This is a genomic window from Frankia sp. ACN1ag (assembly GCF_001414035.1).
Classification (GTDB): Bacteria; Actinomycetota; Actinomycetes; order Frankiales; family Frankiaceae; genus Frankia; species Frankia torreyi.
Genome location: NZ_LJPA01000066.1, coordinates 1 through 14,176, shown reverse-complemented (window position 1 = coordinate 14,176; position 14,176 = coordinate 1). Strand labels below are relative to the sequence as shown.

Annotated in this window: 12 protein-coding genes and 3 pseudogenes; 10 read left to right on the top strand and 5 right to left on the bottom strand. The window is 73.7% G+C overall.

Features of this window, described 5'->3' with window-relative positions; translation table 11 throughout:
• From UK82_RS43645 to UK82_RS41105, 3 genes and pseudogenes are all read right to left on the bottom strand, one after another.
• Positions 1-171: pseudogene (locus UK82_RS43645) on the bottom strand (IS5/IS1182 family transposase); the annotation flags it as partial.
• A 211-nt stretch (positions 172-382) separates the two neighbouring features.
• A pseudogene (locus UK82_RS41110) lies at positions 383-1,131 on the bottom strand (DUF1015 family protein); the annotation flags it as partial.
• Position 1,132: 1 nt separating this feature from the next.
• Positions 1,133-1,735 (bottom strand): DUF1015 domain-containing protein (locus tag UK82_RS41105; protein ID WP_236706616.1); only part of this gene is annotated, 603 nt, incomplete at its 3' end.
• A gap of 494 nt (positions 1,736-2,229) precedes the next feature.
• Between UK82_RS41105 and UK82_RS30090 the strand changes: the two genes are divergently transcribed.
• Complete coding sequence (locus UK82_RS30090) at positions 2,230-2,673, top strand: lipopolysaccharide assembly protein LapB (protein ID WP_173667376.1); 444 nt, start codon at positions 2,230-2,232, stop codon at positions 2,671-2,673.
• Between the two features lie 86 nt (positions 2,674-2,759).
• Positions 2,760-3,941: an HAD-IIA family hydrolase gene (locus tag UK82_RS30085; RefSeq protein ID WP_236706615.1), complete on the top strand. Its 1,182-nt coding sequence runs from the start codon at positions 2,760-2,762 to the stop codon at positions 3,939-3,941.
• A gap of 42 nt (positions 3,942-3,983) precedes the next feature.
• Here the strand turns inward: UK82_RS30085 and UK82_RS30080 are convergent, their stop codons facing one another.
• The gene (locus UK82_RS30080) at positions 3,984-4,322 is read right to left on the bottom strand and encodes an alkyl sulfatase C-terminal domain-containing protein (protein WP_044887514.1); all 339 of its coding nucleotides are present in this window, start codon (positions 4,320-4,322) and stop codon (positions 3,984-3,986) included.
• Positions 4,323-4,567: 245 nt separating this feature from the next.
• On the opposite strand from UK82_RS30080, the gene UK82_RS30075 reads away from it, so the two are divergent.
• From UK82_RS30075 to UK82_RS41100, 5 genes and pseudogenes are all read left to right on the top strand, one after another.
• Positions 4,568-4,783, top strand: a complete 216-nt coding sequence (locus UK82_RS30075) for a hypothetical protein (RefSeq protein WP_044887515.1) — start codon at positions 4,568-4,570, stop codon at positions 4,781-4,783.
• Between the two features lie 17 nt (positions 4,784-4,800).
• On the top strand, positions 4,801-5,763 hold the full coding sequence (locus UK82_RS30070) for a TlyA family RNA methyltransferase (RefSeq protein WP_055410801.1): 963 nt from the start codon (positions 4,801-4,803) through the stop codon (positions 5,761-5,763).
• Complete coding sequence (locus UK82_RS30065) at positions 5,760-6,647, top strand: NAD kinase (protein WP_044887516.1); 888 nt, start codon at positions 5,760-5,762, stop codon at positions 6,645-6,647. Before UK82_RS30070 ends, UK82_RS30065 begins: the two co-directional genes overlap by 4 nt.
• Before the next feature lie 111 nt (positions 6,648-6,758).
• Positions 6,759-8,367, top strand: a pseudogene (gene recN, locus UK82_RS30060) (DNA repair protein RecN); the annotation flags it as partial.
• 1 nt (position 8,368) lies between these two features.
• Positions 8,369-8,513: hypothetical protein (locus UK82_RS41100; RefSeq protein WP_236706617.1), on the top strand; the 145-nt coding region annotated here is incomplete at its 5' end.
• A 24-nt stretch (positions 8,514-8,537) separates the two neighbouring features.
• Here UK82_RS41100 and UK82_RS30055 read toward each other — a convergent pair.
• Positions 8,538-9,002: an NUDIX hydrolase gene (locus UK82_RS30055; protein ID WP_083507443.1), complete on the bottom strand. Its 465-nt coding sequence runs from the start codon at positions 9,000-9,002 to the stop codon at positions 8,538-8,540.
• Between the two features lie 753 nt (positions 9,003-9,755).
• On the opposite strand from UK82_RS30055, the gene UK82_RS30050 reads away from it, so the two are divergent.
• From UK82_RS30050 to UK82_RS30040, 3 genes are all read left to right on the top strand, one after another.
• The gene (locus UK82_RS30050; RefSeq protein WP_044887518.1) at positions 9,756-10,709 is read left to right on the top strand and encodes an aldo/keto reductase; all 954 of its coding nucleotides are present in this window, start codon (positions 9,756-9,758) and stop codon (positions 10,707-10,709) included.
• 609 nt (positions 10,710-11,318) lie between these two features.
• Complete coding sequence (locus UK82_RS30045; RefSeq protein WP_044887519.1) at positions 11,319-13,301, top strand: CTP synthase; 1,983 nt, start codon at positions 11,319-11,321, stop codon at positions 13,299-13,301.
• Positions 13,298-13,921, top strand: coding sequence for an NUDIX domain-containing protein (locus UK82_RS30040; protein WP_044887520.1), 624 nt, complete (start codon positions 13,298-13,300; stop codon positions 13,919-13,921). Before UK82_RS30045 ends, UK82_RS30040 begins: the two co-directional genes overlap by 4 nt.
• The last annotated feature ends 255 nt before the right edge of the window (positions 13,922-14,176 follow it).

Below are 14,176 nucleotides of genomic sequence, written 5' to 3'. Positions count from 1 at the left end.
CATGCTCGGCCGTCCGTTGGACGACGGGTACATGTCGGTGAACATCTCCGCCGGGAACAGCGCCTCCCGATGCTCGGCCAGGAACGCGAACACACTCCCCGCCGGGATCAACTCCCGGCAGGTCTCCCACACGTCCGGCCCGATCAGCTCGCCCACCCACTCACCCTGCATGATCACAACACTGGCGTCGACCACCACACCAGAACCCGGACCCGCAAGATTTTCAGTGGTCTCCTAGGCCGGTACCGAATCGTGTCGAGGTCTGGCGGCGGTTCTCGGAGCCGAGACCGCGTTCCGGCCTCGGCACGATCTGGCCGCACTGTGGCCGGAAGACGGCGTGGCCGGAAGACGGCGTGTGGCCGGGGCGACGCGGTCGGGCCGGTCAGGCGTCCAACGGGCGCAGGACGAGGCCCGTGCGCGGCTTCGGGGTGAACAGCGTCGATTTGCGAGGCATGCGCTCCCCGGCCTCGGCGACCGCGGTCACATCCGCGACCGGGGTCGGGTTGAGCAGCAGCGCGGTCCCGCCGGCCGCAGCCGCCGCGGCGATCGCGGCCGGTGCGTCGTGGTGGTAGTCGACGACGCCGACCGTGTCCGCGAGTTCCCAGACGTCAACGATCAGCGCCAGGTGGGCGACGGTGACGTCGAGCCGGCGGAAGGCGGCCGAGCGGCCCGCCGGCAGGCTGCGGGCCAGCAGGCCCGCGGTGGGCTCGGTAAGCAGGTAGGCGGAGGTGCCGTCGGTGACGACGAAGGCGTGCCCGCCCTGACCGGCCTTGGCCAGTTCGTCGAGCAGGTGGTTCGGGTCGACGCCCGCCTGTTCGGTTCCGGCCCGTTCAGCGGCGGCCGGTGCAGCGCCGGCCCGTTCGGGGCTGGCGACGTCCGGGCCGGCGAGTCTGCGGACGGTGAACTCGGCGGCGGCCCGGCGCACCGCGGCGGCGAGGTCCAGACCGGTCACCGCCCGGTGGATGGCGTGCACCCGCGGGCCGGAGACGGTCGCGTCCACGAGGAAGGCGAGGCCGAAGTCCCACGGACCCGAGCCGTCCCCGGCGGCGTGCCGCTCGGCCTGGTACTGCCGATAGGTGGCGTAGCGGTGGTGCCCGTCGGCGATGACGGCCCGCCGGGGCAGCAGGTCGGNCGCCATGGCGGTGAGCACCGTCGGGTCGTCGATCGCCCAGAGCCGATGGGTCACCCCGTCGTCTGTGGTCGTCTCGATCTGCGGGACAGTCTCGACCAGTTCGCTGACAACTCGGCTGGTCTCGCCGCCGCCGGAGTACAGCAGGAAGATGGGCTCCAGGTTGGCGCGGGTCGCCCGGGTCAGCGCCAGCCGGTCCGAGACCGTCCCCGCCATGGTGTTCTCGTGCGGCAGGATGATCCCCGCCGCCGGGTCGGCCAGTGCGACGGCGCCGATCAGCCCCCGCTGGACGTGGCCGTCCTGCTCCTCCTCACACACGTAGACGGACGCCCTGTCGTCCCGGCGCAGCACCCCGCCGTCGAGCCACTCCCGCAGCGTGCGGGCGGCGCCGTCGTAGTCGTCGCCGGGCAGGATGAGCCGCACCACGTTGTGGACGTCGCGGGCCAGGAGTTGGGCGCGTTCGGCATCGTCGATCACGTCGTAGGGCGGCGAGGTCAACGCGGCGAGAGCCGGCCCTGAGACCGGGAAGCGCGCCGCCCGGAACGGGGTGAGCACGAGTCCCGCGGGAACGGGGACGGGATGATCGGCGTGCAGCATGAGCCGCATCGTAGGACCCGGCCGGTGCCGGCCGGCCGACCCGGGGATCCGCCGGCCGGGTGGGGTGGCGCCGGCGGCCCGTTGGTGGGCGTCATCGGGTATCGCCCGCCGCGGCCGCCGTGAGCGCAGGGCGTGGTGTGTCCGGTCGTGACGGCAAGGCCGCGGGCCACCGGTAGTGATCATTATCCGATCCGGGGGCGTCCCGGCGGGCTTTGCGGCGACACTGGACCCGGGAGTGTCGCCATCCTCGCTGGTGAGAGGAGTGATTACGAAGCGTGATTCCCAGCTCTTGGGATCACGGCTGGTGGGCCTGCCAGGCGCGGCAGAGCCGACCGGAGTGATTCCGTCCACGGCGGTGTTGGTCCGAGGGGGCGGGTTTGCGCTGCGGCGCCGTGCGGCGCAGGCGGTGCTCGCCGGGGACGCTGTCGCAGAGTGGTCCGCCGCGTAGGGGTGTGCGAGCGGCCGGCGCAGCGTAGGTGTTCGTCCACGTGGTGGAGGTGAAGATGGTCGACAAGACCGGCCGCCCGGAAGAGACTCCGGACGAGGGCGCCCCGACGGACAGCATCCGCCCGGGGCCGGCAGGCGAGGTCTACGACTGGTACACCCGCGGGATGGCCCTGCTGGGCCACGGGGACGCCAATGCCGCGGTGCAGTTGCTCGCGCACGCGGTCGCGGCCGAGCCGGCCTCGCCGAGCGTTCGCGAGGCGCTGGGCCGTGCCCAGTTCAGCGCCGGCCAGTACGTCGCCGCCCGGGAGACCTTCGCCTGGATCGTCGACCGTCATCCCACCGACGACTACGCGCAGTTCGGCCTCGGCCTGTCCGCCCGCAAGATCGGCGATCTTCGTGCGGCCGTCGAGCACCTCGCGCTGGCAGTGGCGATGCGCCCGGACATCCGGCACTACGGAGTCGCGCTGCGCGGTGCCCGCGCGGCCCTGGCCCGGGCATGACCGATCGGCTGCCGGGGACGTCCCGGTGGCCACCGTCCCGCGCGGCCGACAGGCCCGCGACCAGCGCGATCCCCGGAGAGTTCGCCGTGTCCCCAGATCTGACCGCCGGCCTGGTGGCCAAGCCCCGCGACGCGGCCGAGGCCGGCCCGCTGCGCGGCACCGACCGACCGCTCGCCGACCTGTTCGACGTCGCCCTGATGGATCTCGACGGGGTGGTGAACCGCGGTGGGTCGGCGGTGCCGCACGCCCCGGAGGCGATCGCCGCCGCGGGCCGTCGCGGCCTGCGCACCGTCTACGTCACCAACAACGCCCTGCGCCCGCCGGCGGAGGTCGCCGACCGGCTGACCGGGTTCGGCGTGCCGGCGCGGGCCGAGGACGTGGTCACCTCCGCGCAGGCCGCGGCGCACGTCCTCGCCGAACGACTGCCCGCCGGCGCCCGGGTGCTCCTGCTCGGCGGGCGCGGGCTGCGCCAGGCGCTCATCGAGGAGGGGCTGACCCCGGTCGACTCCGCCGAGGACGCCCCGGTGGCCGTCGTCCAGGGATTCGACCCCGACCTCACCTACGCCCGCCTGGCCGAGGCGACCTACGCGATCCGGGCCGGCGCCTGGTGGGTCGCGAGCAACGCCGACCGGACGGTGCCGACCGAGCGCGGCATCGCCCCCGGCAACGGCGCCGTGGCCGCGTTCCTGCGCGCCGCGACCGACCAGAAGCCCCTGGTGACCGGCAAGCCGGAGGCGGCGATGCACCGGGAGTCGATGCGGCGCAGCGGCGCCCGCACCCCGATGATCGTCGGAGACCGGCTCGACACCGACATCGAAGCCGGAACCCGGTCGTCCACGCCCACCCTGCTCGTCTTCACCGGGGTCACGACGCCGTCGGAGCTGCTCGCCGCGCCGCCGGAGCACCGCCCGACCTTCCTGGCCGCCGACCTGCGGGGCCTGCTGCGGCCGGCGCCACCGGTGCGGGCGCGGCCGGACGCCGGCAAGCACGCCGCCGCCTGCGGCGGGTGGGTCGCCCGCGTCGACGACGGCGAGCTGAGCTGGTCGGCGAACGACGGGGGCGACGGCATCAACGCCGGCAACGACACCAAGGGTGGCAACGCGAACGGCGGTGACGGCGAGGGCGGCGCGGGGGACGGACTCGACGCGCTGCGGGCCGCGTGCGCGGCGGTCTGGTCCGCTATCGATGTGGGCGTCGCAGTCCACGCGATCGCGGCCGACCGGCCCGCGGGCTGCGCGGACCTGGTCGTACCCACCGTCGCGCCCTGACCTCGGCAGTACGTCGGCAGCGCGGGCACACCCGGCGGCCGGTCAGAGCAGGGAGCGGACCCTCAGCAGGTCGCGCACGCTCGCGTCCACCTTCAGCCGGCCGCTCGTCCAGGCGGACAGCACCGACAACCGCCCCTCGGTGACCGCGATCAGATCGTCGCTGTTCACGGTCAGGGTGATCTGGGCGTCGTCGCGGTGACCCTCGCCGAGGTCGCGCAGGCAGCCGTCGCGCAGCTCACCGGAGAAGGCGGTTCCCAGGTCCGGGATGCGGCAGACGATCGTGCGGTCGGGGGTTCGGGGCGGGCGGCCCTCGGCGGCGAGCCTGTCCAGACGGTCGGCGATGCTACGGAACGCGGTCTCACACTGTGACCTGTCGGCCATCGGGAGCTCCGGCCTCCTTCGGGTCGGTTCGGGGCCTCCCGTCGGCGGGGGCCCTCCCATGGTGCCTTCCATCGGGCGGTAGGCGACGCTCACCGGGCGAGTGGCCGGCGAAGGTGGCGCAGCGCCCGGGCGGACGGGTCGCGAGCGGCACCGCGGCGGATGCGGCGGGTCATGAGATTCGTCGCATGACCCACGTCGTGGGGGAGGCGTCGCACCATCGACGAAAAGTGCGGGAGGCTGACAGAGTGAGCACCGAGAACCTGCCCGCCGAGATCCGGGACGCGCTTACGCGGCTGGACACCCTCGACGTCGTGGCGACGTCGGAACATGTGGAGGTCTTCGAGGAGATGAACCGCCGACTGGCCGACGCCCTGGCCGACCTGGACGGGTCGGGCGGCGGCGCGGCAGCCGAGGTCGATCGGGCGCAGCCACGGCCGGGTCCGGTCCGGCCGGTTCGGTGAGTCGAGCAGGGGGCGTGGTGGCCCGTCGCGTGCGGTTGGACAGCGAGCTCGTCCGGCGTGGACTCGCCCGCTCGCGGGAGCAGGCCGTGGCCGCGATCAACGCCGGCCGGGTCCTGGTCGGCGGCATCCCGGCGACGAAAGCCGCCACGGTCGTCGACGGAACGACATCGATCGCCGTATCCGCGAGCGACGATCCCGGTTGGGCGTCGCGCGGCGCGCACAAGCTGCTCGGCGCCTTCGCCGCCTTCGGCGTCCCCGCCTACGACGCCGAGGCGGTCGCTGCCGAGCCCGTCAATGCCGAGGCGGTCAATGCCGAGCCCGTCAATGCCGAGGCGGTCGCTGCCGAGCCCAACGCCGCGTCGACCGCGCCGGCCGTGGCGGATCCGGGTGGGTCGCTGGTGGTGGCCGGGCGGCGGTGCCTCGACGTGGGGGCGTCCACCGGAGGGTTCACCGACGTGCTGCTGCGCCACGGTGCGGCGTCGGTCGTCGCGGTCGACGTCGGCTACGGCCAGCTGCTGTGGCGGCTGCGCTCGGATCCGCGGGTGCGGGTGCTCGACCGGGTCAACGCCCGCGCGCTGACCCCGGCCGAGGTCGGCGAGCCGGTCGAACTGGTCGTCGGGGATCTGTCGTTCATCCCGCTGCGGTTGGTGCTGCCGGCGCTGCGGGAGTGCGCGGCGCCGGACGCCGATTTCGTGCTTCTGGTCAAGCCGCAGTTCGAGGTGGGTCGCGAGCGGCTCGGCGCCGGCGGCGTGGTCCGCGATCCGGCGCTGCACGCCGAGGTGGTGCGCGAGGTCGCGGCCGTGGCGGGCGGGCTCGGTCTCGGCGTGCGAGGGGTGACCGCGAGTCCGCTGCCCGGCCCGGCCGGCAACGTGGAGTACCTGCTCTGGCTCGCCGCGGGCGCGCCGCCACTCGACGACGACGCGCTCACCCGCGCCATCGAGGCCGGTCCTGCCGGGAACCGACCGGAGCGTCCGGCATGACCCGGGAGATCCTCGTCGTCACCCATCCACGCCGCTCGATCGTGCGGGAGAGCGCCCAGCGGGTGATCGAGGGGCTGGCCGGCGCCGGGGTGTCGCCGCGGGTGCTGCGCGACGAGGCCGAGCAGCTCGACCTGACCGGCGCGAACGTCGTCCCGCACGACGCGGACGCCGCCGTCGGGGTGGAGATGGTGCTCGTCCTCGGCGGCGACGGCAGCCTGCTGCGCGGGGCGGAGTTCGCCCGCGGCGCCGACGTGCCGCTGCTCGGCGTCAACCTCGGCCACGTCGGTTTCCTCGCCGAGGCCGAACCGGACGCGCTGGAGTCCACCATCGACCACGTCGTCCGCAAGGACTACACGGTGGAGGACCGGATGACCGTCGACGTGACCGTCCGCCGCCGCGGCGAGGTCACCTACTCCGGCTGGGCGCTCAACGAGATGTCGCTGGAGAAGGCCGAACGGGCGCGGATGCTGGAATGCGTCCTGGAGATCGACGGTCGTCCGCTGTCCCGGTGGGGCTGCGACGGGGTGATCTGCTCGACGCCCACCGGATCGACGGCGTACGCGTTCTCCGTCGGCGGCCCGGTGATGTGGCCGGGGGTCGAGGCGCTGCTTGTCGCCCCGATCAGCGCGCACGCGTTGTTCGCCCGGCCGCTCGTGCTCGCGCCGAGCGCGACCGTCGCCGTGGAGATCCTGGAGCCGGTGCCCGGCGTGCTCTACTGCGACGGGCGGCGTCTCGCCGAGGTGCCGCCCGAGTCGCGGGTCGAGGTCGTGCGCGGCCGGCGGCCGGTGCGCCTGGCCGTGGTGCGCCCGCTGCCGTTCACCGACCGGCTCGTCGCCAAGTTCGACCTGCCCGTGGCGGGCTGGCGGGGCCGCAACGAGCGCTGAGCGGCCATCGGACCCGCTGGGGTGGACTCGGGCGGGTCCGTTGACGGTTGTAGACGGTTGTTGACGGTTGAGGATGTCGGCGGACCCGGTGGGGCGGCTAGAGTTCGGGGCGTGCTCGAGGAGATTCGCATCCGCGGCCTCGGGGTCATCGACGACGCTGCCCTCGATCTCGCCGCCGGCCTGACCGTGGTCAGCGGCGAGACCGGCGCCGGCAAGACGATGATTGTGCAGGGCCTGGGCCTGCTCACCGGCGGCCGGGCCGACTACGGCCTGGTCCGGCCGGGGGTGGAGCGGGCGTTCGTCGAGGGGCGCCTGCTCATCCCGGCGGACTCCGCGGTCGCCGCGCGGGTCCGCGACGTCGGCGGCGACCTCGACGACGATCCCGGCGGCGCCGTCCTCGTCGTCGGGCGGACGCTGACGTCGGAGGGCCGCTCCCGGGCACAGGTGGCGGGCCGCTCGGTGCCGGCGAGCCTCCTCGCGGAGATCGCCGAGGATCTCATCGCCGTCCACGGCCAGTCCGAGGCGCAGCGGCTGCTGCGCCCGTCCACGCAGCGCGTGGCGCTGGACCGCTTCGCCGGCCACGCCGTCGCGGGGCCCCTGGCCCGCTACGGCGTGGTCTACACGGAGCTGAGCCGGGTCAGCCGGGCGCTCGCGGAGGTCACCGAGCGGTCCCGGGAACGCGAGCAGGAGGCGGAGCTGCTGCGGATCGGCCTGGCCGAGGTGGAGCGGGTCGAACCGGCGCCGGGGGAGGACGTCACTCTCGACGCCGAGCTGACGAAGCTCGAACACGCCGAGACGCTCGTCCGCACCGCCCGCACAGCCCACGCGGCGCTGATCAGCGATCCCGCGTCCGGCTCCGACGACTCCGGCGCCGTCGACCTGGTTTCCGCCGCCCGCCGCGTCATCGCCGGCGACGCCGACCTCGACGCCGACCTCGCCGCGCTCGGTGCCCGGCTGACCGAGGTGAGCATGCTGCTCACCGACGTCGCCGCCGACCTCGCCTCCTACGCCGAGAGCATCGACGCCGACCCGGAGCGCCTCGCCGACGCCCAGAACCGCAAGGCCGCCCTGACCGGCCTGACCCGCGCGCACGGCACCGACATCGACGGCGTGCTCGCCTGGGCCGACCAGGCCGGCCGCCGGCTGCTGGAGCTCGACGGCGCCGGCGACAGCGCCGAGACCCTCACGGCCCGCCGCGACGAGCTGACCGCCGAGCTCGCCCGCCTCGCCGCCACCCTCAGCGAGGCCCGGTCGGCGGCGGCGGCCCGCTTCGGTGAGGCGGTTGCCGCCGAGCTCGCGGGCCTCGCGATGCCCCGCGCCCGGGTCGAGGCCGCCGTGGCCCAGCGTGACGATCCCGCCGGCCTGCCCGTCGGCGACCGGCTCGTCGCCTTCGGCCCCGCCGGCGTCGACGACGTGGAGCTGCGCCTCATCCCGCATCCCGGTGCCCCGCCCCGGCCGGTGCAGAAGGGCGCCTCCGGCGGCGAGCTGTCCCGGGTGATGCTCGCCATCGAGGTCGTCCTCGCCGCCGACGACGCCGGCTCCACGATGGTCTTCGACGAGGTCGACGCCGGCGTCGGCGGCCGCGCCGCCGTCGAGATCGGCCGCCGCCTGGCCCGCCTCGCCCGCACCCACCAGGTCATCTGCATCACCCACCTGCCGCAGGTCGCCGCGTTCGCCGACCGGCACCTCGTCGTGCACAAGGCCGACGACGGCTCGGTCANCCGCAGCGGCGTCATCACCCTCGACGACGCCGGCCGCGTCCGCGAGCTGTCCCGGATGCTCGCCGGCCAGGAGGAGAGCACGCTGGCCCGCGGCCACGCCGAGGAACTCCTCGCCGCCGCCGCCGCCGACAAGGCCCGACCCTGATCTGCCGATCAGCCAGTCTGTCGGTCAGCGCAACGCCGTACGCGCCAGCCGGGCAAGGGTCACATCGAGGGTCTGCACGCGGCCGGTGAGCGACTCCTTGCCGTTCCACCAGGACAACGCACTGATCTCGCCGTTGGGGGAGAAGCCGCCGCCTGGCGTGGCGTGGCCCGCGTACACGACGGCGTACTCGATGCGCTGGTCGGCGCCGACGGCGAACCGGGCGTAACCGGCGAGGATGAGTTCGTCGACGTCGTAGCCGGTCTCCTCCCGCAACTCTCGGCCGGCTGCCTGACGTGGCGTCTCGCCGGCGTCGATCATGCCGCCTGGCAGCTCCCAGCTCCGACGGAACCGATTGAAGGCCAGCAACATGCGGTCGTCGTGCCACAGGGCGACCAGGGCAAGGGGCATCGGCGTGGCCTCGATCGCCGTGGCCCTGCCTGCGGGGCGGAATGCCAGGAGCTGGTTCCCGTCATCATCCCCCGCGAGCATGCAGCGCATCGTCGCCGATCCGGCGCAGGACCGCCAGGGAAATCCGGACCAGCGTCGCCCCGCCCCCGCCCCCGCCCTCGGTCGCCGTCGGTGGTTGCGCCGGCAATTGCAGGAACTCAGTGACGCCGGGGGCCAGGCGAACCGTCGACAACCTCCTGCATTTACTGGCCGCCTAAGGTTGATCATGGTGTTCCGCGGAACCGCGTCCCGATCCCCGCGCCTGCGCGGCTGTTCGTCGGAGCCCGGGCTGAACCCCGGCCGCCTAGTTACTTGCGGTGACGGCCGAGGGGGGTGGGAGCGGGGGTGTGCGGGGGGCCGGCGTCCTGTGGTTCTTTGCCATGGACATAGCGGACGCCAAACCGGCCACAGGGACCACGGTGGTCGCTCTCCCACGCATCCACCCCGAACACCGACCCGTCGCCGCGACGCTCCGCGATCGCTGCCGCCACGAGCACGTGGCACGGTCAGGCAGATTCCGCGGAACCGCGCCACGCCTCCGGTGGGTCCCCGGCCGGTGGGCGATCTCCGCCTTGATCCGGGCGTGGACTTGCCTTCGAGTGCGCTCTGACACCTAGGGTTATCCGGCGACGGGCCACGGATCGGCCAGGACCCGGCCGGGTGCTTCCCTCCACGCGAAGCGCGTCGGACCAAGGTGCGCCGCGTTCGTCGCCCGGCAGGACAGTTGCCTCCCACCGGAGGCCTGGATCCGCAGGTATCGCCGCTCCACGCGGGCGGCGGGCAGGGAGCAGCGGCATGCACGAGGTCAACCTTGGTGGACTGAACGTTTCGGCCCAGGGGCTGGGCTGCATGGGGATGAGCGAGTGGTACGGCGCCACCGACTGGGACGAGTCGATCGCGACGATCCACCGGGCGCTCGACCTGGGCGTCACGTTCCTGGACACCGCCGACGTCTACGGGGCCGGGCACAACGAGGTGCTGGTCGGGCGGGCCATCCACGACCGCCGGGACCAGGTGCAACTGGCCACCAAGTTCGGCATCGACCGCTCCGGCGGCGACGGCGCCAGGGTCGTCCGCGGGGAACGGGCGTACGTCCAGCGGGCCTGCGACGCCTCGCTGCTGCGGCTCGGCGTGGACGTCATCGACCTGTACTACCTGCACCGGCCGCCGCAGACCGCCGAGATCGAGGAGACGGTCGGGGCGATGGGCGAGCTCGTCGCGCAGGGCAAGGTGCGCTATCTCGGGTTGTCCGAGGTCGACGGCGCGCTGCTGCGGCGCGCGCACGCCGTGCACCCGATCGCGGCGGTGCAGAGCGAGTACTCGCTGTGGACCCGCGATCCCGAGACGTCCGTCCTCGACGCCCTGCGCGAGCTGAACGTCGGGCTGGTGCCCTACTCCCCGCTCGGCCGGGGCTTCCTCACCGCGACCTTCGACGGCTCCGATCTCGGTGCGCTCGACTTCCGGTCGCGCAGCCCGCGTTTCGTCGGGGAGGCCGGCGAGGCCAACCGCGCGATCGTGCAGGCGGTCGCCGACATCGCCGCCCGCAGGAACGCCGCCCCGGCGCAGGTCGCCCTCGCCTGGGTGCACGGGCAGGCCGAGCGGCTCGGTGTCCCGGTGGTCCCGATCCCCGGCACCAAGCGCCGCCGCTGGCTGGAGCAGAACGCCGGCGCCCTCGACCTCACCCTGGACGCCGACGACCTGGCTGTCCTCGACGCCCTCGACGCCCAGGTGGTCGGCGCCCGCTACTGATTCCCATCGTCATCCACCGCGAGCATGGACCGCATCGTCCCCGGATCCTGGGCGCGATCGCCTGACGTGAGTTCGTCTGCTGCGGGTGCGGCGGGCTGTCCTCCTGTGCGGCGGGGCGGGACTGTCACGGTCGGCGGCGGCCGCGTAAGCACGGTTGCTTGCGCCGGTCCGGGTCGGGTCGGGTCGGGGTTGACGACGACGTTCCGTGGCCGGCGAAGGGGCCGGAAGCGGGGATGTGCGTGGGACCGGTGCCACGTGGTCGCTCTGTGTGGACAAACCGGACGCCGAACCCATCAGAGGAACCACGTCGGCGCTCTCCCACGCATGCACCCCGAACACCCGCCAGCCGCCGCCACGCTCTGTGATCGTCGCCGCGAGCCGCGAACTCCTGGACCTCTCTGGCTACTCGGGGTCCCCGTGATGCGCCCAAGGCGTCGCCGGGTGGTGTGTCCAGGAGGATCGCCGGAGGCGATCGAACGAGACCCCATACGGCGGCCTGGAACCCGGGGTCCCCGTGAGGTGCCGGAGGCACCTCACGGGGAAGGTGTTACCGTGAAGTCCCGTGGAGGCGTCGGGTCCGGACCGGCGGCGTGACCACGGGAGTTTCACGTGGGCCAGGTGCATGTTACGAAGCACATCTTCGTCACCGGCGGGGTCGCGTCCAGTCTCGGCAAGGGACTGACCGCATCCAGCCTCGGGCGGCTTCTCAAGGCTCGCGGACTGCGGGTCACGATGCAGAAGCTCGACCCCTATCTCAACGTCGATCCCGGCACGATGAACCCGTTCCAGCACGGCGAGGTGTTCGTCACCGACGACGGCGCCGAGACCGACCTGGACATCGGGCACTACGAGCGGTTCCTCGACGTGAACCTCGACGGCAGCGCGAACGTCACGACCGGCCAGGTGTACTCGGCGGTCATCGCCCGCGAGCGCCGCGGCGACTACCTCGGCCAGACGGTGCAGGTCGTCCCGCACATCACCGACGAGATCAAGGATCGGATCCGGCGGCTCGCCGGCGACAGCGTCGACGTGGTCATCACGGAGGTCGGCGGTACCGTCGGCGACATCGAGTCGCTGCCCTACCTCGAGGCGATCCGCCAGGTGCGCCACGAGGTCGGCCGGGACAACGCGCTGACGGTCCACGTCAGCCTGGTGCCGTACCTGGGTCCGTCGGGGGAGCTGAAGACCAAGCCGACGCAGCACTCGGTGGCGGCGCTGCGCAGCATCGGCCTGCAGCCGGACGCGGTGGTCTGCCGCTCCGACCGGCCGCTGCCCGACGCCCTGAAGAAGAAGATCGCGATGATGTGCGACGTCGACGACGAGGCGGTCGTCGGGGCGCCGGACGCGAGCTCGATCTACGACATCCCGCGGGTGCTGCACCGGGAGGGCCTCGACGCCTACGTGGTGCGCCGGCTGGGGCTGTCGTTCCGCGACGTCGACTGGACCGAGTGGGACACCCTGCTGCGCCGGGTGCATCATCCGACGAACTCGGCGACGATCGCGATCGTCGGCAAGTACGTCGACCTGCCGGATGCCTACCTGTCGGTGACCGAGGCGTTGCGGGCGGGCGCGTTCGCCACCGACACCCGGGTCGACCTGCGGTGGATCACCTCGGACGAGTGCTCCTCTCCGGAGGAGACGGCCGCGCTGCTCGACGGGGTCGACGGGATCATCGTGCCCGGCGGCTTCGGGATCCGGGGCATCGAGGGCAAGCTCACCGCGCTGCGGCACGCCCGCGAGAACGGCCTGCCGACCCTGGGGATCTGCCTGGGCCTGCAGTGCATGGTCATCGAGGCGGCCCGCGGGCTCGCGGGCCTCGAGGGAGCGAACTCCACCGAGTTCGTGCCCGACACCCCGCATCCCGTGATCTCCACGATGGCCGACCAGCACGAGGTCGTCGCCGGCACGAGGGACATGGGCGGCACGATGCGCCTCGGCCTGTACTCGTGCACGCTCGCCCCCGGCACGGTCGCCCGCCGCGAGTACGCGGTGCCGGAGGTCGCCGAGCGTCACCGTCATCGGTACGAGGTCAACAACGACTACCGCGAGCGGCTCGCCGCCGCCGGGCTGGTCTTCTCCGGCACCTCGCCGGACGGCCGGCTGGTCGAGGTCGTGGAGCTGCCCGCCGACGTGCACCCCTACTACGTCGGCACCCAGGCGCATCCGGAGTTCCGGTCCCGGCCGACGCGGGCCCATCCGCTGTTCCGGGGGCTCGTCGCCGCGGCGATCGCGCACGCCGATCGTCGCCGCGGGGTGCTGCCCGTCGACCTGCCGGCCACCGACGCCGCCGCCACGCCCGCCTCGGTGTCCGGGGCCCGCACGGACGCCTCGGCGGTCGGCACCGGGGCCGGGACTGCCACGGCCGGAACCGTGTCCGGCGCTGGGGCCGACACCGGGGCCCGGGCGGGGGCCGCCCTCGCCGAGGGGGCCGAGGACGACGCCGCGGCGCCGGCCGTCGCCGGCGCGGGGCACGCCGGGGGAGCGGGCGGCCCGGGGGGCACATCCGGCCGGGGTGGCGGCGGCCGCCGCGGCGCCGGCAACGCCCGTCCGGGGGCCAGCTCGAACGGCACGGCCGCCCTGGTGTCGCCGTGACCGCCGACGCGCACCGCTACGAGGTCACCGAGAGCACGCTCGCCTACTCCGGGCGGATCATCTCCGTCCGCCGCGACCAGGTGCGCATGCCCGAGGGCGACGTCTCCCAGCGCGATGTCGTCGTCCACCCCGGTGCGGTGGGCGTGGTTGCACTCGACGACGGCGGCCGGGTCGTGATGGTGCACCAGTACCGCCATCCCGTCGGCGGCCCGTTGTGGGAGCTGCCCGCCGGCATCCTCGACGTGCCCGGGGAGCCGGCGTCCGTCGCCGCCGCCCGGGAGCTCGCCGAGGAGGCCGGGCTGCGCGCCGACCGGTACGACCTGCTCGTCGACGTCTGGTCCTCGCCGGGGATGACCGACGAGGCATACCGGGTCTTCCTGGCTCGGGACCTGCACGAGATTCCGGCGGCCGAGCGGTACGTGCCGGTGCACGAGGAGGCCGAGATGGGTCTGGCGCGCATCGACCTCGACGAGGCCGTCGCGCGGGTCCTGCGCGGCGAGATCACCAACGCGATGGCGGTCGTCGGCCTGCTGGCGACGGCGCGGGCGCGGGCGGCGAACTTCGCCGGCCTGCGCCCCATCGACTCCCCCTGGCCGGCCCGACCAGCCCACCGCGGCTAGCGCCGGGCGGGGGAGCGGCGCCATCTGTCTCTTCCACAGGGATAAATCCGGACGCTGAACCCTGTGGAAGAGACATGGAGGCGCTCTCCCAGGCATCCGCTGCCGCACCCGCGCCCGACCCGTGCGTGGGCTCGCCGGTGCTCATGGACGGTCACGAGGGCCCCTAGAAGATCACTGAAAATCTTGCGGGGTGCTGGTGGGGGTGGATGGCCGTGGTTTAAGGGGGTGCGGCGGTCAGGGTCCAGCCGTTGGTGC

What these genes read in the sequence shown, in the direction of transcription:
- UK82_RS30090 (WP_173667376.1), top strand. Translation starts at nt 2,230, where the DNA reads ATGGTCGACAAGACCGGCCGCCCGGAAGAGACTCCGGACGAGGGCGCC.
- UK82_RS30080 (WP_044887514.1), bottom strand. Translation starts at nt 4,322, where the DNA reads ATGGCCGACAGGTCACAGTGTGAGACCGCGTTCCGTAGCATCGCCGAC.
- UK82_RS30065 (WP_044887516.1), top strand. Translation starts at nt 5,760, where the DNA reads ATGACCCGGGAGATCCTCGTCGTCACCCATCCACGCCGCTCGATCGTG.
- UK82_RS30055 (WP_083507443.1), bottom strand. Translation starts at nt 9,002, where the DNA reads ATGCTCGCGGGGGATGATGACGGGAACCAGCTCCTGGCATTCCGCCCC.
- UK82_RS30050 (WP_044887518.1), top strand. Translation starts at nt 9,756, where the DNA reads ATGCACGAGGTCAACCTTGGTGGACTGAACGTTTCGGCCCAGGGGCTG.